Consider the following 20,346-nt stretch of genomic DNA (forward strand, 5'->3'; position numbering starts at 1 on the left):
TTGCCCAACGCCTTGATTTCATTGGCTGGTCTGCCGGGATCACATCTCCAATCTGGCCGGAAAACCAGGCACACGCAGGTCGGTGCCAACTGCATCTTCCAGCAATTTGACGATCTGCGTCGACCAGGCGGCGCCCCCATAGGCTGCCTTGCCTTGCTGAAAAATCGCGTTGACCCGCGATGCCAGATCGAGCGGCACGCCCGATTGTTCGCCCATGGCGAGCGCGAAGCCGAGGTCTTTCAGCGCCAGGTCCATGGTGAAGCCGATGTCGTAGGAGCCGTTCAGCACGAGCTGGCTTTCGGTCTCGTGGACGAAGCTGTTGCCGGAAGAAGCAACGATGGCGTGGTAGGATTGCGCGAGGTCGAGCCCGCCCCGCTTGGCCAGCATCAGCGCCTCGCCGGCGGCGACCAGATGGATGAAGGCCAGCATGTTGGTGATGACCTTGATCACCGCCGCCGAGCCGATCGGCCCCATCAGGAACGATTTGGCGCACATCGCTTCGATGGCGGGGCGGTGGCGCTTGTAGAGGGCCGCATTGCCGCCGACCAGCGCGGTGATCTTGCCCACCGCCGCCAGATGCACGCCGCCGGTGACCGGGCATTCCAATGTCTCGACGCCCTTGGCCGAGGCGAGGGCGGCAAGCCGCAAAATCTCGTCGCGGCCGTTGGTCGACATCTCGATCCAGGTGCCGCCCTCGGGCAGGCCTTCCAGCAATCCGCCCGGGCCGGCCAGCACTGCCTCGCTGACTTTTGGTGAAGGCAGGCAGCTTATGGCATTGCCGGCGCGGGCGGCGGCCTCGGCGGGACTGCCGGCAGCCGTGGCGCCGAGCGCGACAAGGCGCTCGACGGCGGTGGGGTCGCGGTCGACAACGGTAACGGCAAAGCCGTTGCGGATCAGGCTGGCGGCAAGGTTGCCGCCGAGATGGCCAAGGCCGATGAAGGCGTAGCTTTCGCTCACGGCATCAGCGGCATCTGCATCATCTGCAGATGCAGGTCCTTGCCGGTGTAAGGATGCGCGTCGCAGACCGCCTCGTTGAGCTCGACGCCGAGGCCAGGCTCCTTCGAGGGGATGACGTTGCCGTCCTGCCATTCGATCTTCTTCTTCAGCAGCGTCGCGTGGAAGCCGTCCCACTGCTTCAGCGATTCCAGGATCAGGAAGTTCGGCAGTGTCACCGCGAGCTGGATGTTGGCGGCACCGACGATCGGCCCGCAATAGCAATGCGGCGCGACCTGGATGTGGTAGGCCTCGGCCATGGCGGCGATCTTCTTGGTTTCGAGAATGCCGCCGGAGCGGCCGAGGTCCGGCTGCAGGATGGTCGCGGCGCGGTTCTCGATGACGCGGGCGAATTCGGACTTGGTCGTCAGCCGCTCGCCGGTGGCGATCGGGATCGAAGTCGCACGCGCCACCTGCGCCATCACTTCGGGCATGTCCGGGGGCACCGGCTCCTCGAACCACAGGGGGTCGTAGGGTTCGATGGCGCGCGCCATGCGCAGCGCGCCCGATGCGGTGAACTGGCCGTGCGTGCCGAACAATATGTCGGCGCGGGTGCCGACCGCCTCGCGGATCGCCTTGATCATGCGGGTGGAGACATCGATGTCGACGAGGCGCGGCTGATGACCGTCGAAGGCGGTGTAGGGGCCGGCCGGGTCGAGCTTGACGGCATTAAATCCCTGCTCGACATATTCGAGCGCGCAGGCTGCGGCCATCTCAGGGTCGTTGTAGACGTTCCTGCCATCGGGCGCGTCCTCGGAATGGACGCTGCCCGTGTGCGGGTAGAGATAGGTGTAGGAGCGCAGCGTCTCGTGCACCTGGCCGCCGAGCAGCTTGTAGACCGGCTTGTTCGCTTCCTTGCCGACGATGTCCCAGCAGGCCATTTCGAGTGCCGAGAAGCAGCCCATGCCGGAGACGTCGGGACGCTGGGTGAAGCCCGAGGAATAGGCACGGCGGAAGAAGTTCTCGATGTCGTGCGGATCGCGGCCGATCAGATAGCGCTCGGCCATGTCCTCGATCATCCTGGCCGTGACATGGGCGGAGAAGGTGGCATTGTAGGCTTCGCCATAGCCGACCACGCCGCCGTCGGTCGTGAGCTTGACGAAGATGAAATATTTGCCGCCGATGCCGGGCGGCGGGTTGCCGACAACCCAGGTCTTGACGTCGGTGATCTTCATGTGTGGTCCTCCAGAACCAGTTCGGCGCCCTTCCACCCGGTCATGACCGAGGCGGCGTTGGTGTTGCCGGTGATGTTGTCGGGAAAGATCGAAGCGTCGATGACGCGCAGGCCTTCAAGGCCATGAACTTTCAGGCGCGGATCGACGACGGAGCGCGAGGGGTCGGGCCCCATGCGGCAGGTCGAAACCGGGTGATAGACGGTCCCGGAGCGCTTCCTGAAATCGGAGATCAGGTCGGCGTCGGACTGGATCGACGGGCCGGGCAACACCTCCTCGGCGATGATCTCGGCCATGGCCGGCATCGAGGCGATCTTGCGCACGAATTTCACCGCCGCCAGCATCTCGTCGACATCGGCATTGGTGGAATAGGCGTTGGCGACGATCTTGGGATAATCGAGCGGGTTCCTGGAGCGGATCATGATCTCGCCCCGGCTCGAGGGGCGGCAGTTGGACAGGCCGATGGAGAAGCCCGGCCATGGGTCGGGCGTCAGGATCGGACGCTCGCCGTTTTTCGGGATGAGGGTCGAGAAGGCCTGGAAATAAAGCTGCATGTTGGGCCGCGAGAAGGCCGGATCGGTGCGGAAGAAGCCGCCGCCGTGGTTCATCGACAAAGACAGCGGGCCGGAGCGCGTCAGGATGTACTGCATGCCGACCAGAAGCTTGCCCCACCAGGGCCGCAGGATCTGGTTGAGCGTCGGCAGCTTGCCCTTGAAGGTGTAGTTGATGCCGACATGGTCCTGCAGATTGGCGCCGACATTCTCGTTGGCTTGCACGACCGGGATGCCCAAGCCTTTGAGCAATGCCGCGGGGCCGATGCCGGAGAGTTGCATGAGCTGCGGCGAGTTGATCGAGCCGGCGGAGAGGATCACTTCGCGGCCGGCTCGTGCCGTCCTGGTCTCACCGTTGCGCAGATATTCGACGCCGACGGCGCGCTTGCCTTCGAACAGGATGCGGCTCGCCAGCGCGTTGGTCTCGACGCGGACATTGGCGCGCTTCATCGCCGGGCGCAGGAAGGCGCGGGCGGCCGACATGCGGCGGCCGTTCTTGGTCGAGATCTGGTAGATGCCGACGCCTTCCTGGGCAGCACCGTTGAAATCGGGGTTGAGCGGCAGGCCGGCCTGCTGGCCGGCGGCGAGATAACGCTTCGTCAGCGGGTGGACGGCGTTCGTGGTGTCGCTGATGTGAAGCGGGCCGCCGGTGCCGCGCCATTGGTCGGCGCCGGCCTCATTGTCCTCGAGCGCCTTGAAGGCCGGCAACAGATCGTCATAGCCCCAGCCGGGATTGCCGGCGGCGCGCCAGTCGTCGAAATCCTCGCGCGCGCCGCGGATCCAGACCATGGCGTTGATCGAACTCGACCCGCCGAGCAGCTTGCCGCGCGGCCAGTGGTCGACATTGCCGCCAAGGCCGGGATCCGGCTCGGTCTTGTAGTTCCAGTTCACCGTGGGATCGAAGAAGGTCTTGCCGTAGCCGAGCGGCATCTGCACGTAGAAGCGACGGTCGCTGCCGCCGGCCTCCAGCACCAGCACGGAGAAACGGCCCGAGGCCGAGAGCTTGTCGGCGAGCACCGAGCCGGCCGAGCCGGAGCCGACGATGATGAAATCATAGGTCTGCATGATGGAAATGGGCCGCTCCTGAAAACAGGGCGCAGCCTAGACGCCACGAGTTCGCCGCGTCGCCGCGCCTTCCGGCATCGGTTGTGAAAAAAGCGACTGGTCTATCCGGCCGGGTTGTGGGGAATACCGACAATCGCGCTTGATATGCATGGGGTCGACGGACTATGCGGGGACATCGGCCACTCTGCACAAGGCAGGAGAACCCATGCGTGTCCTGTCGGATGCTTTCATTCCCGAACTGCCGGGCTATTACCGGGGCAAGGTCCGCGAAAATTACGACCTGACCGACGGCAGGCGCATCATCATCGCCACCGACCGTCTCAGCGCCTTCGACATCATCCTGACCTCGATCCCGTTCAAGGGAGAGATCCTGACGCAGACGGCGCGCTACTGGTTCGAGGAAACCGCCGACATCTGTCCGAACCATGTGCTGGAATATCCCGACCCCAACGTCGTCGTCGGCACAAGGCTCGACATCCTGCCGGTCGAGATCGTCGTGCGCGGCTATCTGGCCGGGACCACCAGCACCTCCATCCTGACCCGGTACAAGCGCGGCGAACGGGAGATGTACGGAATGCGCCTGCCGGAAGGCCTGCGCGACAATGAGAAGCTGGCCGAACCGGTCATCACGCCGACGAGCAAGGCCGCCGATGGCGGCCATGACGAGCCGCTGTCCAGGGCCGAGATCCTGGGGCAGGGCCTGCTCACGCCGGCGCAGTGGGAGACCGTTTCGAGCTACGCCTTGAAGCTGTTCGCCCGCGGCCAGGCGCGCGCCGCCGAGCGCGGCCTGATCCTGGCCGACACGAAATACGAATTCGGCACCGACAAGGACGGGACGATCATTCTCGCCGACGAAATCCACACGCCCGACAGCAGCCGCTACTGGATCGCCGCGAGCTACGAACAGGCGCTGGCTGATGGCACCCGGCCGGAGAGCTTCGACAAGGATTTCATCCGCTCGTGGGTGGCGGCGCGCTGCGATCCCTACAAGGACCCGATCCCCAGGATTCCGGACGAGATCGTCGAACAGGCCTCACGCGTCTATGCCCAGGCCTGCGAGGCGATCACCGGCAAGGCATTCGTGCCGGACCTTTCCTGTGACACGGTGCTGGACCGCATCCGAGCTAACCTTGCGCGTTATTTTTGAGAGGTACGACCTCTCAGCTACCGCCTGGTCTTATGCCGCGCAGTCGACCCCCACTCCGTCGAGCTTCGCTCGATACCTTGCCGGGGCGAGCCGCGGGTCTCGCCCGTCCTTCGGACCCCCCGATCGACGGGGGAGAGGAAAGGCGCGAGCCTTGCCCGGCCTGGCTCCCTTCCTCTCCCTCCGGAGGGGGGAGAGGTGGCGCTGCGAAGCAGCGACGGAGTGGGGGAAGCCCTCTCCAAAACCCACTATCACCGAAAATGGGGCACCACCGGCGAGCCTGTGATCCTGTGGGTGCGAGGAAGCGGCGGCTGCCTTGCGTTGACCTATTCCTGCCGTGGCGATACCGATGATCATTATTTCGAAGGATTTCTCGCATGGTGCAGTACGCTGATGGACGGCCGATCGGCGATCTGACGCTGCGCACACTGGCCATGCCTTCGGATGCCAACGCCGCCGGCGACATTTTCGGCGGCTGGGTGATGGCGCAGATGGACCTTGCCTGCGGCATCCGCGCCGCCGAGCGGGCCAGGGGTCGCGTGGTGACGGCCGCGGTCAAGGAGATGTCCTTCGCCAAGCCGATGAAGATCGGCGACACGCTGTGCATCTACACCCATGTCGAACGCGTCGGCCGCACCTCGATGACGCTCAAGGTCGAGGCCTGGGCCCAGCGCTATCTCTCCGACCTGATGGAAAAGGTCACCCACGCCGATTTCGTCATGGTGGCGCTCGACGGCGAGGGCAAGCCGAAGGCCGTTCCGGCCGAGAGCTGATTCGATACACCACTCCGGGCATTTGTAACATCGCTCGAGGGAGCGATGCGTTCAGCGACATCCTGCCGTTGCCTTCACGGCCAATTCTGCAGGCGTCGGAGGAAGACAATGCGTCAACACCTATTGAACGGCTGGCTTGCGGCGGCTCTCGCCGCCCTGGCCTGCCTGCTCGGCATAACTGCTTATGCCGAAGTCAAACAGGACCTCGGGCGCACCGCCTGTTTGCATGACACGACTGGCGTGAAGGAGCGGAGAGCGACGTGCGCGACCTGCAGCCCGATGCCTTGCGAGGCCATGGCGACAAGAGCCTGATTGGCTGCCTTTGGAATGCGGTCACCGTCGCGGGGCGCGAGCATGCGTGAGGCCGAGCCTCGAGCGCCACAGACAAACTCCCAGGTCTTTTTCAGCGGACCAAGGCGTCTATTTCAGGGAACCATGACTTCCCTGCAAACACGCAGCGTCGCTCGGTGCGAATTCCGGAGCCCTTGCCGTGCAAGGGTTTCAGGCTTGCATCTCGTCGAATCTGGCGCGCGCCGACTGAACGCGCTGGGTGTTCTTGCGCGCCCATTCGCCAAGCGCGCCGACCGGTACCAGCAACTCATGGCCGAGTTCGGTCAGCTCGTAATCGACGCGCGGCGGAATGGTCGGAAACACCTTGCGCGTGACGAAGCCGTCGCGCTCCAGGCCGCGCAAGGTGGTCGTCAGCATCTTCTGCGAGATGCCGCCGACGGCCGCGCGCAGCTCGTTGAAACGCAGCGGTCCGCCGCCCAGTTTGCCGACCACGAGCACGGTCCATTTGTCGCCGACGCGCTGCAGGATCTCCGACACGGCCCGGCAGTCCTCGGTGTTATGCGGGTGCCTCAGTAACAAAAACGTGCCTCCTTGCGCGCCTGTTTGTCAGTATCACATATAGCGCCGGTATCCAAACGATACCAAAAATTCCCGCAAGGAGAGCCCCTTATGTCCAAGCCCAAAATCGCCATTGTCATCGGTTCGACGCGCGCCGCCCGCTTCGCCGACGTGCCGACGCAGTGGATCGCCAAGATCGCCAAGGCACATGCCGATATCGATGTCGAAATTGTCGATCTGCGCGACTTTCCGCTGCCCTTCTTCGATGAGGTAGCGTCTTCGGCCTGGGCGCCGTCGCAGAACGAAGTCGCACAGCGCTGGCAGAAGAAGGTCGCCGGATTCGACGGCTTCATCTTCACCGCCGCCGAATATAATCACGGCCCGACGGCCGTGCTGAAGAACGCCATCGACTACGCCGCCAACGAGTGGAACAAGAAGCCGGCAGGCTTTGTCGGCTATGGCAGTGTCGGCGGCTCGCGCGCCGTCGAGCAGCTTCGTCTGCACGCCGTCGAATTGCAGATGGCGCCGGTCAAGTCCGCCGTCCATATCGCCTGGGGCGATTTCCTTGCCGTGCGCCAGGGCGAGAAGAAGCTCGAAGATCTCGAGCACCTGAACCAGGCCGCCACCGCGCTGGTCAACGACGTCGCCTGGTGGGCCAAGGTACTGAAAGCCGCTCGTGCCGCCGATGCCGTCGTTGGGGAAGCCCAGGCGGCCTGATCTCGTAGCAGATCATCATCCTCCCGAAGGGCGGCGCTTGCGCCGCCCTTTTTCATTGGGGTTCTTGCAAAGAAGTTGCGGCTGCGCCCGCAGTCAATTGCGTCTCTCGCGCCCACTCGCATGATCACGACCGAGTGACTTGCATAATGCAACTAACTTGGCTACAAGTCACTTTCATCTTGAAAGAGACTGTCGATCATGGTTGCGAAAACAAGCTTCGAAACACGCCCGTGCCCGATCGCGCGCAGCCTCGACGATGTCGGCGAGTGGTGGAGCATCCTGCTTCTGCGGGACGCATTCCAGGGGCTGACGCGCTTCGACCAGTTTCAAAAGAGCCTGGCGATCGCGCCCAACATCCTGACGCGGCGGCTGAACAGCCTGGTCGAGCGCGGGCTGTTCGAAAAGCGCGTCTATTGCGAACGGCCGCTTCGTCACGAATATGTGCTGACCGCCAAGGCGCGCGATTTCCGCCCGGTCCTGCTTTCCTTGCTCGCCTGGGGAAACAAGCATCTGGCGCCCGAGGGCCCGAGCCTGGTGGTCGTGGACAAGACTGATGGTCGCTGGGCCGAGCCGGTTCTGGTGGATCGCCAGAGCGGCAGGCAGCTCGACAGCGATGATTTCACCATGGCCACGGGGCCGATGGCCACCGACCGCATGCGCCAGCGATATCGCTTCACCAGCAACGGCTCCGGCCTGCCGCTTGTCGACAACGCGCTGGTTGATCAAAGCCGTGAAGAGGCGCGGAGCAAATGAACAAGGTTCTCTCCGCTGCCGAGTTGCAGCCAGTGCAGCCCTCGACCGTTGAAATTCCCGCGCCGGCAAGGAAGCGCCGCAAGCCGTTGCTGGTATTGGGCGCCCTGGTCGCTGTCAGCGTCGCCGGATGGTATGGCCTCCAATGGTGGCAGGCAGGCCGTTTCCTCGTCTCGACCGACGATGCCTATGTCGGCGGCAACGTCACGCCGCTGGCGCCACGCGTTGCCGGGCACATCGACGAGATCCTCGTCGAGGACAACCAGCATGTCACGGCGGGCCAGCTCGTCATCCGCATCGACGACCGGCCGTTCATGGCGGCGTTGGACCGTGCGCGGGCCGCCGTCCAGCAGCAGCAATCGGCCCTCGATAATCTTCGCGCCCAGGTCTCGCTGCAGAATTCGCTGATCGAGCAGGCGCAAGCCGATCTCGAGGCCAAGAACGTGGCGGCCGTCTTCACCGCCCAGGACGCCAAACGCTATGAGGCGCTGGCCAGCACCAAAGCCGGCACGCAGCAGGACGCGCAGAGAAGCCTTGCCGCCGATGGCCAGGCCAGGGCGTCGGTGACCGCCTCCCGCGCCGGGCTCGCGGCCGCCACGCAACGGCTCGATGTGCTCAACACCCAGATCTCGGAAGCGACCGCCGCGCTCGCGGCCGCCAGGGCCGATGTCGATACAGCGCAGCTCGATCTCGGCTTTACCGAGGTCCGCTCGCCCATCGACGGTATCGTCGGCAACAGGCTGGCGCAGGTCGGCACCTATGTGTCGCCGGGCAGTTATCTCCTGACCATCGTTCCGGCTTCAGGCCTGTGGGTCGATGCCAATTTCAAGGAAGACCAGTTGCGCGACATGACCGACGGGCAGGCGGCGACGGTCTATACCGACATCGCGCCGGACGCGCCGCTCAAGGGTCATGTCACCAGCCTTGGGCCGGCGACGGGAGCGATCTTCAGCGTGATCCCGCCACAGAACGCGACCGGCAATTTCACCAAGATCGTCCAGCGCGTGCCCGTTCGCATCGCCATCGACCAGGACCAGGCGCAAAAGGTCGCGTTGCGGCCAGGCTTGTCGACCACGGTCATGGTCGATACTGGCGCGCACTGAGGACGCCATGTCTGAGCGCGCCGTCCCGCAATCCTTCATCGCCAGCATTCTGCCATTCATGGTGATGTGCGTCGGGATGTTCATCGCGCTTCTCGACATCCAGATCGTGGCGTCGTCGCTGCAGGACATCGGCGGCGGCCTGTCGACCGCGCAGGACCAGATCGGTTGGGTGCAGACATCCTATCTGGTGGCGGAAATTATCGTCATCCCGCTGTCGGGCTGGCTCACGCGGGTGTTCTCGACACGCTGGCTGTTCACCATTTCGGCGGCCGGTTTCACGCTCGCCAGCATGCTGTGCGGCTTCGCCTGGAGCATCGAAAGCATGATCGTGTTCCGCGCGCTGCAGGGGCTGCTCGGCGCGTCGATGATCCCGACGGTGTTCACCTCGTCGTTCCATTATTTCCAGGGGCCAAGGCGGGTCTATGCCGCAGCGGTGGTCGGCAGCATCGCCTCGATTGCGCCGACGCTCGGGCCTGTCATCGGCGGCTGGATCACCGACACGCTGAACTGGCACTGGCTGTTCTATGTCAACGTCATTCCGGGCACCATCATCACCATCCTCGTTGCGCTGCTGGTCAAGATCGACAAGGCCGATCCGTCGCTGCTCAGGGGGGCCGACTATATCGGGATGGTGCTGATGGCGGTCAGCCTGGGCACGGCGGAATACGTCCTTGAGGAAGGCTCGCGCTGGAACTGGTTCGACGATGCCACGATCCGCAATGGCGCCATCGTCGCCGGGATCACCATGGTTCTGTTCGTCATCCGCAGCCTGACCTTTGCGCAGCCGGTGGTCGATTTCCGTGCCTTCGGCAACCGCAATTTCGCCATCGGCTGTTTTCTCTCCTTCGTCACCGGTATCGGCATCTTCGCCACGATCTATCTGACGCCGCTGTTCCTCGGCTATGTCAGGGGCTACGACGCCTTGCAGACCGGGCTCGCTGTGTTCTCCACCGGCGTCGCCTCGATGGTCGGCGTTCCCGTCTACATCTTCCTCGCCAAGCGCTTCGACACGCGCTGGCTGATGATGTTCGGGCTGGCCTCCTTCGGCGCCTCGATGTGGAGTTTCAGCGCCATCACCAGCCAGTGGGGTGCGGCCGAGCTGCTCATTCCGCAACTGTTTCGCGGTTTCCCGCAGGTGTTCGCCGTCGCGCCGAGCGTCAATCTCGGCCTTGGCAGCCTGCCGCCCGAACGGCTGAAATATGCCAGCGGCCTGTTCAACACGATGCGCAATCTCGGCGGCGCGGTCGGCATCGCCATTTGCGGCGCGATCCTCAACGACCGCACCAATTTCCATTTCCTGACGATCGCTTCGCATCTGACGCCGCAGAACGAAGCCGCGATGCGTCTGGTCGACAACGTCGCGCTGCGTTACGGGCAGTTGCCCGGTGCCGTCGCCGACGGTCACACCGCTTCGCTGAAGCAGCTATGGGCGCTCGCCTATCGCGAGGCATCCACCATGGCCTACGCCGACGCCTTCCTGGCGATCATGGCCGCCTTCGTCATCGCGACGGCGCTGGTTCCGTTCCTGCGCAATGTCACGCCGAAGGCGCCGCCGCCGGACGCTCATTGAGGGTGGCACGGGCCAGCAACAGCGCGCGCTCTCTGTCATTGCCGGTCAATTGGGCGGCGTGGCGGAACGCGGCGCTGGCTTCCGCCCGATGGCCGAGCTTCTCCAGGAAATCGCCGCGCACCGTGGGCAGGAGATGCGAGTCCTTCAGGCGCGGCTCGTCCTTCAGCGCCTCGACGATGGCGAGGCCTTGCGCCGGACCGAACGCCATGCCGACGGCCACGGCCCGGTTGATCTCGACGATGGGCGAGGGGGCCGCCAAGGCAAGCGCCTGGTAATAGGCCGATATCGCGATCCAGTCGGTGTCGGCGGCGGTGACCGCGCGGGCGTGGCAGGCCGCGATCATCGCCTGCAGCAGATAGGGGCCGGGCGCCGAGGTCAGGACCATGGCGCGATTCAGGCCGTCGAGGCCGCTCCGGATGAGCGACCAGTCCCAGCGGCCGCGGTCCTGGTCGAGCAGCAGGATCGGATCGCCCGCTTTGCCGGTGCGGGCCGCGAAGCGGGAGGCGTTGAGCTCCATCAGCGACACCAGCCCCCGCACCTCGGGCTCGTCGGGCATCAGCGCCGCCAGCGAGCGGCCGAGGCGCAGCGCCTCGGCGCAGAGATCGGCGCGCAGCCAGTCCGGTCCGGCGGTCGCCACATAGCCCTCGTTGAAGATGAGATAGACCACCTCCAGCACTGCGGCGAGGCGCTCGCGGCGCTCTTCCGCGCGCGGCGTCTCGAACGGGATGGCGGCATCGCGAAGGGTTCGCTTGGCGCGCACGATGCGCTGGGCGGCGGTGGCTTCGGGCACCAGGAAGGCGCGGGCGATCTCCGGCGTCGACAGGCCGCCCAGGAGTCGCAGCGCCAGTGCGGCGCGCTGCTCGGCGGGCAGGACGGGATGGCAAGCGGTGAAGATCAGCCGCAAGAGGTCGTCGTCGATATCCTCGTCGAGCGCCGTCTCGATGTCGGGCATCTCGCGCTCCAGCTCGGCGAGGTCGATGGCGAGCGTGCGATGCTTGCCGTCGATCATGGTGGTGCGGCGCAGCCGGTCGAGCGCCCGGTTCCTGGCGACCTGCGTCAACCAGGCGGCCGGATTGCGCGGGATGCCGTCGCGAGGCCAGCGCTCCAGCGCCAGCACGAAGGCGTCCTGCGCGATTTCCTCGGCCAGCCCGACATCCCTGAGGGTGCGTGCCAATCTGGCGGTGAGCTTCGGCTGCTCGATCCGCCAGACGGCCTCGATGGTTCTGTTGGCGATCAATCCTTGATCCTGCCGAGACGATCCGCCACCTTCTGGACGTCCTCGGGAAATTCGCTCATTTCAAAGACCTGACGGATTTCGATCACGTCATCCTCTCCGGCGGGGCAGCGGCGGGCCCATTCGATGGCCTCGTCGCGTGAGCGCACGTCGATCACCCAATAGCCGCCCAGCACTTCCTTCACCTCGGCGAAGGGGCCGTCGACGACCAGAGGCTTGCCACCCTTGTAGCTGACCCGCGCCCCGGCGGACGGCGGATGCAGGCCGTCGAGCGTCAGAAGCACGCCGGCTTTCTTCAGCTCGTGATTGTACTTCATCATCCCTTCCACCGCCTCGGCGCCAGGCATGACATCGGGCGCCGCCTCCGCGTAGCCGCCGGGGATCATCAGCATCATGAACCGCATGGTCTTTCTCCTTAGTTGGGTTGGTTCAATCATATGACGAACGGGCCATGGTGAAATCGACACGCGCGGGAGAAACTTCGAGTCCCGGATCTCGAACGCGTGTTGGACCGCCATATCGGCGAGGCTGCCATCTGGCCCCGCCGGTCCGCCCTGATATATCCGGCTGCGATCCATCACATGAGGGGCCTCGTGAAGTCATCCAGCCTGGCAGGCGCCGTTTCTCCCATGATCCCGGTGCTTGTCTGCGCGCTTGGCATCTTCCTGCTGTCGGGGATGGACGCGGCCATGAAGGTCCTGGTCATCGCGGTCGGCGTCTACAACACGGTGCTGTGGCGCAACTTGCTGGCGACAGTGGTTGCGGGCACAGGCTGGTCGATGGGGCCACGCAGGCTGCCCGCGCCTTCCGTGCTCAGGCTGCATGCGCTGCGTGCCGCGGTCGTCGGCTTTGTCTTGCTGTCCTTCTTCTGGGGGCTCGCCCGGTTGCCGCTGGCGGAGGCGATCGGGCTCAGTTTCGTCGCGCCGCTGTTTGCCCTGCTGCTCGCCGCGCTGCTGCTCGGTGAACGCATACAGCGTCAGGCGATCTGGGCCTCAATGGCCGGCATAGCGGGCGTCGCAATCATCGTGGGCGGCCAGTTCGGGCAGGCGAACCATGCAAGGGATGCCTTGCTCGGCACGGCGGCGGTGCTGGTATCGACGGTATTCTATGCCTACAATCTGATCCTTGCGCGGCAGCAGGCACTGGTGGCCAAGCCGATCGAGATCATGCTGTTCCAGAACCTGTGCGTGGCGGTCATGCTCGGTCTCGCGGCGCCCTGGCTCGCCATCGCCTTGCCGCGCGAGCTCTGGCTTCCGCTCGCCGGGGTGACGGCGCTGTCGCTCGCCGGCCAGTTCCTGATGAGCTGGGCCTACGCGCGCGCCGAAGCGCAATATCTGATCCCGACTGAGTACTCGGCCTTCATCTGGGCGATCGCGCTTGGCTGGTTCTTCTTCGACGAGGCGGTGACCTGGACCACGCTGGCGGGAGCGGGCCTTATCGTCGCCAGTTGCCTGATCGCGGCGCGTTCCAATCCAAGGCTTGCCGAGCCGATCGAAGCCGCGGTCTGAGGGTAGGTTTGCCGCTGGTTTTCACCAGGCGTGCTCCCCGTTCCCGGAAAGCGCGCCTGGCTCGACTTACCACTTGACCTTGAAGCCGACCGTGCCGCCGATGGAGCGGCTGTCGCCGAAGTCTTCCAGGCTGGTGCGTGCCAAGACCTCGCCATTGACGGAATAACGGTCATCGGCCCAGCTCAGCGAGCCGCCGACACCGAGCCCGCCCGACAGCTGCCGCGACTTGCTGCTGAATACGGTGCCCGAGACATCGACATCGGAGCCGTCGAGGAAGTCGTAATAAAGATTGCCGATGCCGTAGACATGCGAGCGGCTCGTTCGGCCCGTCTTGTCCTTCCACCGGCTTTCATAGTCCGCCGACAGGCCGAGCCTGCCGATCAGGCTGTCGCTGCCGCCATTGGCGACGACGGCGCCGTAGGGGTCGGTAAAGCTGTCGAAATCGACCGAGGAATAGCTGAGCTGCGCCTGCGGCGTCAGCGACCAGTTGCCCTGGAGACCGATCTTCTGCCCGGCTTCGATACCGAGGCCATAGCCGAAGCCGTTATTGCCCTTGACCAGCCTGTTGCCGAGCGTGGCGGAGGACAGGTCGCTGTCGAACCAGGTCAGTTCGGCCTGCGCGTCGACATAGAAGCCGCTGTTGCCGTACCAAGTCAGCGTGCCGCCGAAGCCGTAGCCTGTCGTGTCGATCGAGCCGAGGCCGAAAGCCGAGGAGATATCCGACTTCACCGTACCGTAATGAACGGTCACGCCACCGATCAGGACGCCGGAGGCCATTTGCGCGAGCTGGCCGTCGAGGCCCGCCTGCACTCTCCACAGATCCGCGTCGTAGTCGGTGCCGGTCGTGGACGTGCCGGGGTCGAACTTTTTGTGGGCGGCTTCGATGCGGCCCCAGATCGGACTGCCACCCTCGACGCGCTCGTCCGCATCGGGTTGCGCCGCTCCGGTCCATGAGCGGTTGCCGGCGCGCTGCTGCAGCGTTCCGAGCTGGTTGAAACTCTGCAGCACGCCGGCATAGGCCTCGTAGACCGGCACGCTGGGAGCATAGAGCGGCGACGTCGGGCCGCCAGGATCGACGGGATTGATCAGCGCGGAGCGCAGGTACCAGTCGCCGTCGGCCGGCGTGGAAATGCCGTTCTGATACATGCGGTAGGCATAGGCGCCGGCCACCACGGCCTGGTCGCCCTGGAAGACGTAATCGCCCAAAAGGTTGAAGGTACCGGCCGACGTGCCGCCGACATCGATGATCTTGATGCCGTCGACGGTCTGCGCGCCACCACCGCCGAGGCCAATCACCTTGACGTTGGCGGTGCCCGAGGTGTTGCCGGTGATGACGAGCTTGTCGGTGGAAGAGGCGTCGCCATCGAGAATAGCCTCGATCTCGACCGTGCCGCCCGCGCCGACGAAATTGCCCTGGATGGTCAGCAGGCCGATGGAGTTGCCGGGCGCGATGACGCCGCCGGCCTGGAGTGTCGTCGATCCCACGGTGCCGTTGCCGCCAAGCGCTCCGCCACCGAGAATGGTGACGGCCGAGTTGGTAAGGGAGCCATTGACCGAGAGCTTGCCGGCCTCGATCGAGGTCGCGCCGCTCAGCGTGTTGATGCCGGTGAGATCGAGATTGCCGGCGCCCCGCTTGGCAAGCGTGCCGCTGCCTTCGATGATGGAGGCAAAGGTGGCGTTGGCCGGCTGGTCGAAGACGAGCGCGGCGTCGTTCAGGATGTTGCCGGTGCCGAAGCTCGTTGCCTGGCCGATCAGCGTGCCGGCGGAGATCGTCGAGCCGCCGCTGTAGCTGTTCGTACCGGCGAGCGTCGTGCTGCCGGCGCCCTGCTGCACAACTGAGCCGCTGCCGGATATCGCGCCAGCGAGGGTCACGCCGTTGGAGCGGTCGACGATGAGGGTGCCGTTGTTGGTCACGCTGCCTGCTATCGAGCCTGACGTGCCGCCATTGCCAAGCTGCAGCGTGCCGGCCGCGATCGTCGTCACGCCGGCATAGGTGTTGTCGGCGGTCAGGATCGTGGTGCCGGTGCCGATCTGGCTCACCGCGCCGCTGCCGGAGATGACGCCGGCAAAGGTCACTGCATCGGAACGATCGAAGGCAAGCGTCCCGTTGTCGATGACATTACCTGCTATCGAGCCTGACGTGCCGCCATTGCCGAGCTGCAGCGTGCCGGCCGAGATCGTCGTGACGCCGGCATAGGTGTTGTCGGCGGTCAGGATCGTGGTGCCGGACCCCAACTGGTTCACCGCTCCGCTGCCGGAAATGGTGCCGGCAAAGGTATAGCTATCCGTGCGGTAGAAGGCGAGCGTGCCGTTGTTGGTGACGTCGCCTGTTATCGAACCGGATGTGCCGCGATTGCCGAGTTGCAACGTGCCGGCCGAGATCGTCGTGCCGCCGTTGTACGTGTTGTCGCCGGTCAGGGCGGTGGTGCTCGAACCCTGTTGGATCACGCCGCCGCTGCCCGAGATGACGCCGGCAAGAACCAGGCCGTTGGAGCGGTCGAAGACGAGGGTGCCGTTGTTGGTGACGTTGCCAGTTATCGAACCCGACAGGCCGCCATTGCCGAGCTGCAGCGTGCCGGCGGAGATCGTCGTGCCGCCGGTGTAGTTGCTGTCGGCCGTCAGGATCGTTGTGCCGGCGCCCTGCTGGATCGCTGCGCCGTTGCCTGAAATCGTGCCGGCAAAGGTATAGGTGTCCGAGCGGTCGAAGGCCAAGGTTCCATTGTTGGCGACGTTGCCGGTGATTGAACCTGATGTGCCGCCATTGCCGAGCTGCAGCGTGCCGGCCGAGATCGTCGTGCCGCCGCCGTAGTTGCTGTCGCCGGTCAGGATCAGCGTGCCGGCGCCAAGCTTGGTCAGCGCGCCGCTGCCGGTGATCGCCTGGCTGGCGGTGAAAGCGTTACCGGCGTCGGCGATGTCGAAGCTGCCGCCCAGCAACCCCAAGGTGATGGTGCGGTCGGTGCCGGTGAAGGCGGTTCCGGTCACCTGCAGCACGCCGCCATTGAAGGTCAGGCCGCCGGAAGCATCGCCGAGATTGTTGTCGGCGGAGACCGAGAGCGTGCCGGCGGAGATCGTGGTTCCACCGCTATAGGTGTTGGCACCGGTGAGCACCGTCGTGCCGGTGCCGATCTGGCTCACCGCGCCGCTGCCGGAGATGACGCCGGCATAGGTGTAGGTGTCGGAGCGGTCGAAGGCCAGCGTGCCGTTGTTGGTGACATTGCCAAGAATGCTGCCGGTCGTACCGCCATTGCCGATCTGAAGCGTTCCCTGCGAGATCGTCCAGGCTTGCGTGGCGGTGTTGTCCGCGGTCAGCGCCCAGGTGCTGGCTCCGGTCTTTTCGAGTATGTCGAAGTTTCGGTACTGGCCGGCTGCGCCGATCATGCCGTCGAGGACCGCGGCGGTGTCGCCCCCGACGGTGAAAACGTCATTCGCTCCATTTCCGCCCACGACATTCCCGATAATTGCCGAACCGGCCTGAAGTTCAAGCTTAAGGCTCCCTGTCGAGCCTGCGATAAGAGAAATGGCATTGGCGCCCGCGCCGCCACTGATGCTGCCGCTGTTGACGATGCTGAGCGATCCCCCGACGCTGTTGGTCATGATTGCAGCCGCTCCGGTGCCGCCTTGGACCTTGCCAGTATTGGTAATCGTTCCGACATTGTTGGTGCGCACCACGACACCGATGCCACCGCCGGTCGTACCCTCGCCACCCAGGATGGTACCGTTATTGGTGAGCTTTGTCTGCGCGCCGGCAGGACTCCCAATGGCAACGCCGATGCCCCCCAATCCTTGGCTACCGCTACCTCCCTGAATGGTGCCGCCCGCGTTGTTCGTCAACTGGCCACCGGAGCTCACTTGCACACCTGGACCGCCAGCCGTGGTGCCGTTGCCGCCTACGATGCTGCCGCTGTTGGCAAGCGTCGAATTGTTCATGACGCTCGCGCCAATTTGTCCGGTGGTGCCCGGAGTGCTGAACGAGGCGCCTTCAACCGATACCTCATTGGTGACGTTAGCCCCATTATTAACCACAAGCCCGGCCACGTTACTCAGTCCGACAACATTGCCGGTTCCGGTCACGATCACCGCTTGTCCACCGCTGAATTGAGGAGCCGTCAGCGTGTATCCATTCGTGTCGATCGTCAGCGGGCTGGTCGAAGTCAGGACGTTGATGCTGGTCGTGATGTCGGACCTCAGGACGATAACGGGCGTTGGGTCACCCGTCGAAGTGATCGTGGCCAGGGCATTGTTGAGTTCGCCCAGGCTGGCGACGTCGTATTGCGCCGCCGATGCCATCCCTGGAAACAGGCAGGCGACCGCCGCGCCGTTCACACCCGCAAGGAGCGTGCCGTCCCAAATGCGCCGAAGCGCGCCGCCGTTCGCCTTCATCAGTCTGCCCCGCTCGAAACTCTGCTGCCTGCCATGCCGAATGTCGCGGTTCGGGTGGCTCGCGCCGAACCAAACCGGCAATAGGTTAACTCCGGGTTTGATTCCTGTCTCGCAGTTGATGCGTTCGTTACTGATTTTTTTCTGCCGTTACTTCAACGCAACATTAGATTTTCTGCATATAATCAGTATATATAAGTAATTCCTTGTGTGGCTGGATGGCGGCGAAACTGCCGGGCGCAACGGGCGCGGCATGGTTTCCAGGACCGGCGGTGGACCGCTCCCGGCAGTGCTCAGCCTGAAATTTGCAAATCCCTCATTTGCGTTTGAAGCCATCAAGCCAGCGTCCTATGCTTATGCCGCGAGGCGATGACATGAAGGCGCATGAAGCGTTGATAGCTTGGAGCGGATGGGACGATCAGTCCCCGACGCGTGGCCACGTCGCCGTCGGCCTCATCGTCGGCGAGGGCCAGGTCGACTGGTCGGCGGGATATGCCAGCACGGGCGGCGCGGCCTTCGAGGCACGCCGCCAGATTCGCGGCGCGCAAAGCATCATCGGTATCTTCAGGGATTTCCATTATCTGGTCGTCGATGAGCGCCTGGATCCCGAGAGGGTCCACAAGGCGTTTCTCGTCATCGACGAGTATGCCGAGATAGTCGGGTAATCAAAAAGCGTGGTTCGCCATCGATGCGGCGGTCGCCGAGATCGGCGACGTGGAAGCGCCAGCCTTGCTCGACCTCGTTCCCGGAGCGGCAATTGTATGGGCTCGCCAAAAAGCAGAGCTTCATCCGCGGACCTGAATCAGGCGGGCCGCAAGTAGACTTCTGCACATCATGAAATTTTTATTAAATATTTCGCCCGCGTGATTACGGTCCATAGACTTTATGTTGGTCTGTTGTGCTGTCCGCTCAGAAAATGTCACCGAATGGTCGATGCTATGACAGACTATGTGGCAAATTCCTGGAACGATATCGTGCAAGGCAACGTTGGTCCGGATGCGGCCTGCGGGAATCGAACGATGCGAACTGGCCAGGCATCACGAGAAGGGTTTATCCGATGAGCTTCTTCGTCAACGCCGTGGGCGTTCCTCTTCCCTATAGCGGCGCTTCCAACCATTGGTACTCGGCGGCGGGATCCGGGCCGGACTTGTACGGCAGCACCGGAAATGACTCCTTCTATGGCGCAGGCAATGTCAACGTCACCATGCATGGTGGCACGGGTGACGACATCTATTACCTCTATGGGGCCGGCAACAAGGTGGCGGAGGCGGCTGGCGCAGGCATCGACACGATCAGCACATGGATGAGCTACAAGCTCCCCGACAATGTCGAGAACCTCATCGTCACACACGCCAACAACTATGCCTTCGGAAATGGGTTGGACAACATCATCACCGCCACGGTCGGACACCAGACCCTGGACGGCGGCGCGGGAAACGATGTGCTGATCGACGGCGGCGGCGGTTACGACACGTTCATCGTCTCGAAGGGCAATGGAAGCGACCTGATCGCGAATTTTGCCGCCACCGACACGGTCCGCCTCAATGGCTATGGGTTCACGTCGTTCGACGCCATCCATTCCAACATGATCCAGGCGGGATCGAACGTGCTGTTGAATTTGGGATCCGGTGAGATTCTCGAGTTCAAGGACACGACCATCGACAAGATGCAGCCCGGCCAGTTCGAACTGCCGATCGACATGTCGGCAATGAAGCTGTCGTTCAGCGACGAGTTCAACTCGCTCAATCTTCACAACGACCAGGGCGGCACATGGGATACCAATTTCTCGTGGGGAGCGCCCAACGGCAGCACGTTGACCAACAATGGCGAGTTGCAATGGTACATCGACGCCAATTACGCGCCGACGAGCTCCGTCCACCCGTTCAGCGTGAACAACGGCGTGCTGACCATCACCGCCGCGCAGGCGCCGGCCGACATCAAGCCGCTGATCAACAACTACGAATACACGTCAGGCATCATCACCACGCATGACACCTTCTCCCAAACCTACGGCTATTTCGAAATGCGGGCCGACCTGCCCGAGAACGCCGGCGCCTGGCCAGCCTTCTGGCTGCTGCCGGAAGACGGTTCGTGGCCGCCGGAGCTGGATGTCGTGGAAACGCGCGGGCAGGACCCGAACTCGTTGATCATGACGGCGCACTCGAATGAAACGGGAACGCACACCAAGGTCTCGTCGACGGTGAATACCATGGATACCGCCGGCTTCCACACCTATGGCCTGCTCTGGACACCGGACAAGCTCGTCTGGACCTATGACGGTGTGCAGGTTGCGGAAGCGGCGACGCCGTCCGACATGAACAAGCCCATGTACATGCTGGCCGATCTCGCGGTCGGCGGCTTTGCCGGCGCGCCTCCCGATCATCTGGCGACGCCTGCAGAGATGAAGATCGACTACATCCGCGCCTATACGCTGGACAATGCGCCGGCGAGCGCCCTGCACCTCACCAGCAGCACCGCCACGCACAGCATCGCCAGCAGCACGCTGCACGGCGGTTCCGAATTCGGGGGCCACGTGTAAG

17 protein-coding genes are annotated in these 20,346 nt (G+C 64.1%); 10 read left to right on the plus strand and 7 right to left on the minus strand.

Annotation, left to right across the window (positions count from 1 at the left end; genetic code table 11):
• Positions 1-39: 39 nt before the first annotated feature.
• From EN808_RS04215 to EN808_RS04225, 3 genes are read right to left on the minus strand one after another with little or no spacing between them, the layout of a single operon-like run.
• On the minus strand, positions 40-957 hold the full coding sequence (locus EN808_RS04215; protein WP_135915213.1) for an NAD(P)-dependent oxidoreductase: 918 nt from the start codon (positions 955-957) through the stop codon (positions 40-42).
• Positions 954-2,168, minus strand: a complete 1,215-nt coding sequence (locus tag EN808_RS04220) for a mandelate racemase/muconate lactonizing enzyme family protein (protein WP_127279782.1) — start codon at positions 2,166-2,168, stop codon at positions 954-956. Before EN808_RS04220 ends, EN808_RS04215 begins: the two co-directional genes overlap by 4 nt.
• Complete coding sequence (locus EN808_RS04225) at positions 2,165-3,781, minus strand: GMC family oxidoreductase N-terminal domain-containing protein (RefSeq protein ID WP_135915214.1); 1,617 nt, start codon at positions 3,779-3,781, stop codon at positions 2,165-2,167. The genes EN808_RS04220 and EN808_RS04225 overlap by 4 nt, the downstream gene beginning before the upstream one ends.
• A 205-nt stretch (positions 3,782-3,986) precedes the next feature.
• Between EN808_RS04225 and EN808_RS04230 the strand changes: the two genes are divergently transcribed.
• The 3 genes from EN808_RS04230 to EN808_RS04240 all read left to right on the plus strand — a co-directional run bounded on the left by EN808_RS04230 (position 3,987) and on the right by EN808_RS04240 (position 5,698).
• Positions 3,987-4,928, plus strand: a complete 942-nt coding sequence (locus EN808_RS04230) for a phosphoribosylaminoimidazolesuccinocarboxamide synthase (RefSeq protein ID WP_135915215.1) — start codon at positions 3,987-3,989, stop codon at positions 4,926-4,928.
• Positions 4,929-5,123: 195 nt separating this feature from the next.
• On the plus strand, positions 5,124-5,342 hold the full coding sequence (locus tag EN808_RS04235; protein WP_135915216.1) for a hypothetical protein: 219 nt from the start codon (positions 5,124-5,126) through the stop codon (positions 5,340-5,342).
• Complete coding sequence (locus EN808_RS04240; protein WP_013893544.1) at positions 5,303-5,698, plus strand: acyl-CoA thioesterase; 396 nt, start codon at positions 5,303-5,305, stop codon at positions 5,696-5,698. The genes EN808_RS04235 and EN808_RS04240 overlap by 40 nt, the downstream gene beginning before the upstream one ends.
• Positions 5,699-6,199: 501 nt before the next feature.
• On the opposite strand, the gene EN808_RS04250 is transcribed toward EN808_RS04240, so the two are convergent.
• Positions 6,200-6,568: a helix-turn-helix domain-containing protein gene (locus EN808_RS04250; protein ID WP_127281183.1), complete on the minus strand. Its 369-nt coding sequence runs from the start codon at positions 6,566-6,568 to the stop codon at positions 6,200-6,202.
• 90 nt (positions 6,569-6,658) lie between these two features.
• Between EN808_RS04250 and EN808_RS04255 the strand changes: the two genes are divergently transcribed.
• From EN808_RS04255 to EN808_RS04270, 4 genes are all read left to right on the plus strand, one after another.
• Positions 6,659-7,264 (plus strand): NADPH-dependent FMN reductase, encoded by a 606-nt coding sequence (locus tag EN808_RS04255; RefSeq protein WP_127873489.1) that lies wholly within the window; start codon positions 6,659-6,661, stop codon positions 7,262-7,264.
• 198 nt (positions 7,265-7,462) lie between these two features.
• A complete protein-coding gene (locus tag EN808_RS04260) occupies positions 7,463-8,017 on the plus strand; it encodes a helix-turn-helix domain-containing protein (protein WP_127873488.1) in 555 nt (184 codons plus the stop codon).
• Positions 8,014-9,117: an HlyD family secretion protein gene (locus EN808_RS04265; RefSeq protein ID WP_127873487.1), complete on the plus strand. Its 1,104-nt coding sequence runs from the start codon at positions 8,014-8,016 to the stop codon at positions 9,115-9,117. Before EN808_RS04260 ends, EN808_RS04265 begins: the two co-directional genes overlap by 4 nt.
• A gap of 7 nt (positions 9,118-9,124) precedes the next feature.
• The gene (locus EN808_RS04270; RefSeq protein WP_135915218.1) at positions 9,125-10,687 is read left to right on the plus strand and encodes a DHA2 family efflux MFS transporter permease subunit; all 1,563 of its coding nucleotides are present in this window, start codon (positions 9,125-9,127) and stop codon (positions 10,685-10,687) included.
• Here EN808_RS04270 and EN808_RS04275 read toward each other — a convergent pair.
• Positions 10,653-11,924, minus strand: coding sequence for an RNA polymerase sigma factor (locus EN808_RS04275; RefSeq protein ID WP_127873485.1), 1,272 nt, complete (start codon positions 11,922-11,924; stop codon positions 10,653-10,655). The genes EN808_RS04270 and EN808_RS04275 overlap by 35 nt on opposite strands.
• The gene (locus EN808_RS04280; protein ID WP_135915219.1) at positions 11,921-12,325 is read right to left on the minus strand and encodes a YciI family protein; all 405 of its coding nucleotides are present in this window, start codon (positions 12,323-12,325) and stop codon (positions 11,921-11,923) included. The genes EN808_RS04275 and EN808_RS04280 overlap by 4 nt, the downstream gene beginning before the upstream one ends.
• A 177-nt stretch (positions 12,326-12,502) precedes the next feature.
• Between EN808_RS04280 and EN808_RS04285 the strand changes: the two genes are divergently transcribed.
• Positions 12,503-13,429 (plus strand): DMT family transporter, encoded by a 927-nt coding sequence (locus tag EN808_RS04285; protein ID WP_135915220.1) that lies wholly within the window; start codon positions 12,503-12,505, stop codon positions 13,427-13,429.
• A gap of 66 nt (positions 13,430-13,495) precedes the next feature.
• Here EN808_RS04285 and EN808_RS04290 read toward each other — a convergent pair whose 3' ends face one another.
• Entirely contained in the window at positions 13,496-17,809 is a 4,314-nt protein-coding gene (locus EN808_RS04290; protein ID WP_135915221.1) for an autotransporter outer membrane beta-barrel domain-containing protein, read from the minus strand.
• Between the two features lie 371 nt (positions 17,810-18,180).
• Here EN808_RS04290 and EN808_RS04295 point away from each other — a divergent pair, with 371 nt between their 5' ends.
• Together EN808_RS04295 and EN808_RS04300 are read left to right on the plus strand one after the other, a co-directional pair.
• Positions 18,181-18,471 carry a hypothetical protein gene (locus tag EN808_RS04295; RefSeq protein WP_127279450.1) on the plus strand — a complete coding sequence of 97 codons (291 nt, stop codon included), beginning with the start codon at positions 18,181-18,183 and terminating at the stop codon, positions 18,469-18,471.
• A 392-nt stretch (positions 18,472-18,863) separates the two neighbouring features.
• Positions 18,864-20,345 carry a family 16 glycosylhydrolase gene (locus tag EN808_RS04300; RefSeq protein ID WP_127279449.1) on the plus strand — a complete coding sequence of 494 codons (1,482 nt, stop codon included), beginning with the start codon at positions 18,864-18,866 and terminating at the stop codon, positions 20,343-20,345.
• The last annotated feature ends 1 nt before the right edge of the window (position 20,346 follow it).

Origin of the sequence: Mesorhizobium sp. M8A.F.Ca.ET.165.01.1.1, from assembly GCF_004792065.1 — a bacterium.
Taxonomy (GTDB): domain Bacteria; phylum Pseudomonadota; class Alphaproteobacteria; order Rhizobiales; family Rhizobiaceae; genus Mesorhizobium.

Coding starts and splice junctions, on each gene's coding strand:
- EN808_RS04220 (WP_127279782.1), bottom strand. CDS start 2,168: ATGAAGATCACCGACGTCAAGACCTGGGTTGTCGGCAACCCGCCGCCC.
- EN808_RS04225 (WP_135915214.1), bottom strand. CDS start 3,781: ATGCAGACCTATGATTTCATCATCGTCGGCTCCGGCTCGGCCGGCTCG.
- EN808_RS04230 (WP_135915215.1), top strand. CDS start 3,987: ATGCGTGTCCTGTCGGATGCTTTCATTCCCGAACTGCCGGGCTATTAC.
- EN808_RS04240 (WP_013893544.1), top strand. CDS start 5,303: ATGGTGCAGTACGCTGATGGACGGCCGATCGGCGATCTGACGCTGCGC.
- EN808_RS04255 (WP_127873489.1), top strand. CDS start 6,659: ATGTCCAAGCCCAAAATCGCCATTGTCATCGGTTCGACGCGCGCCGCC.
- EN808_RS04260 (WP_127873488.1), top strand. CDS start 7,463: ATGGTTGCGAAAACAAGCTTCGAAACACGCCCGTGCCCGATCGCGCGC.
- EN808_RS04265 (WP_127873487.1), top strand. CDS start 8,014: ATGAACAAGGTTCTCTCCGCTGCCGAGTTGCAGCCAGTGCAGCCCTCG.
- EN808_RS04270 (WP_135915218.1), top strand. CDS start 9,125: ATGTCTGAGCGCGCCGTCCCGCAATCCTTCATCGCCAGCATTCTGCCA.
- EN808_RS04280 (WP_135915219.1), bottom strand. CDS start 12,325: ATGCGGTTCATGATGCTGATGATCCCCGGCGGCTACGCGGAGGCGGCG.
- EN808_RS04285 (WP_135915220.1), top strand. CDS start 12,503: ATGAGGGGCCTCGTGAAGTCATCCAGCCTGGCAGGCGCCGTTTCTCCC.
- EN808_RS04290 (WP_135915221.1), bottom strand. CDS start 17,809: ATGAAGGCGAACGGCGGCGCGCTTCGGCGCATTTGGGACGGCACGCTC.
- EN808_RS04295 (WP_127279450.1), top strand. CDS start 18,181: ATGAAGGCGCATGAAGCGTTGATAGCTTGGAGCGGATGGGACGATCAG.
- EN808_RS04300 (WP_127279449.1), top strand. CDS start 18,864: ATGAGCTTCTTCGTCAACGCCGTGGGCGTTCCTCTTCCCTATAGCGGC.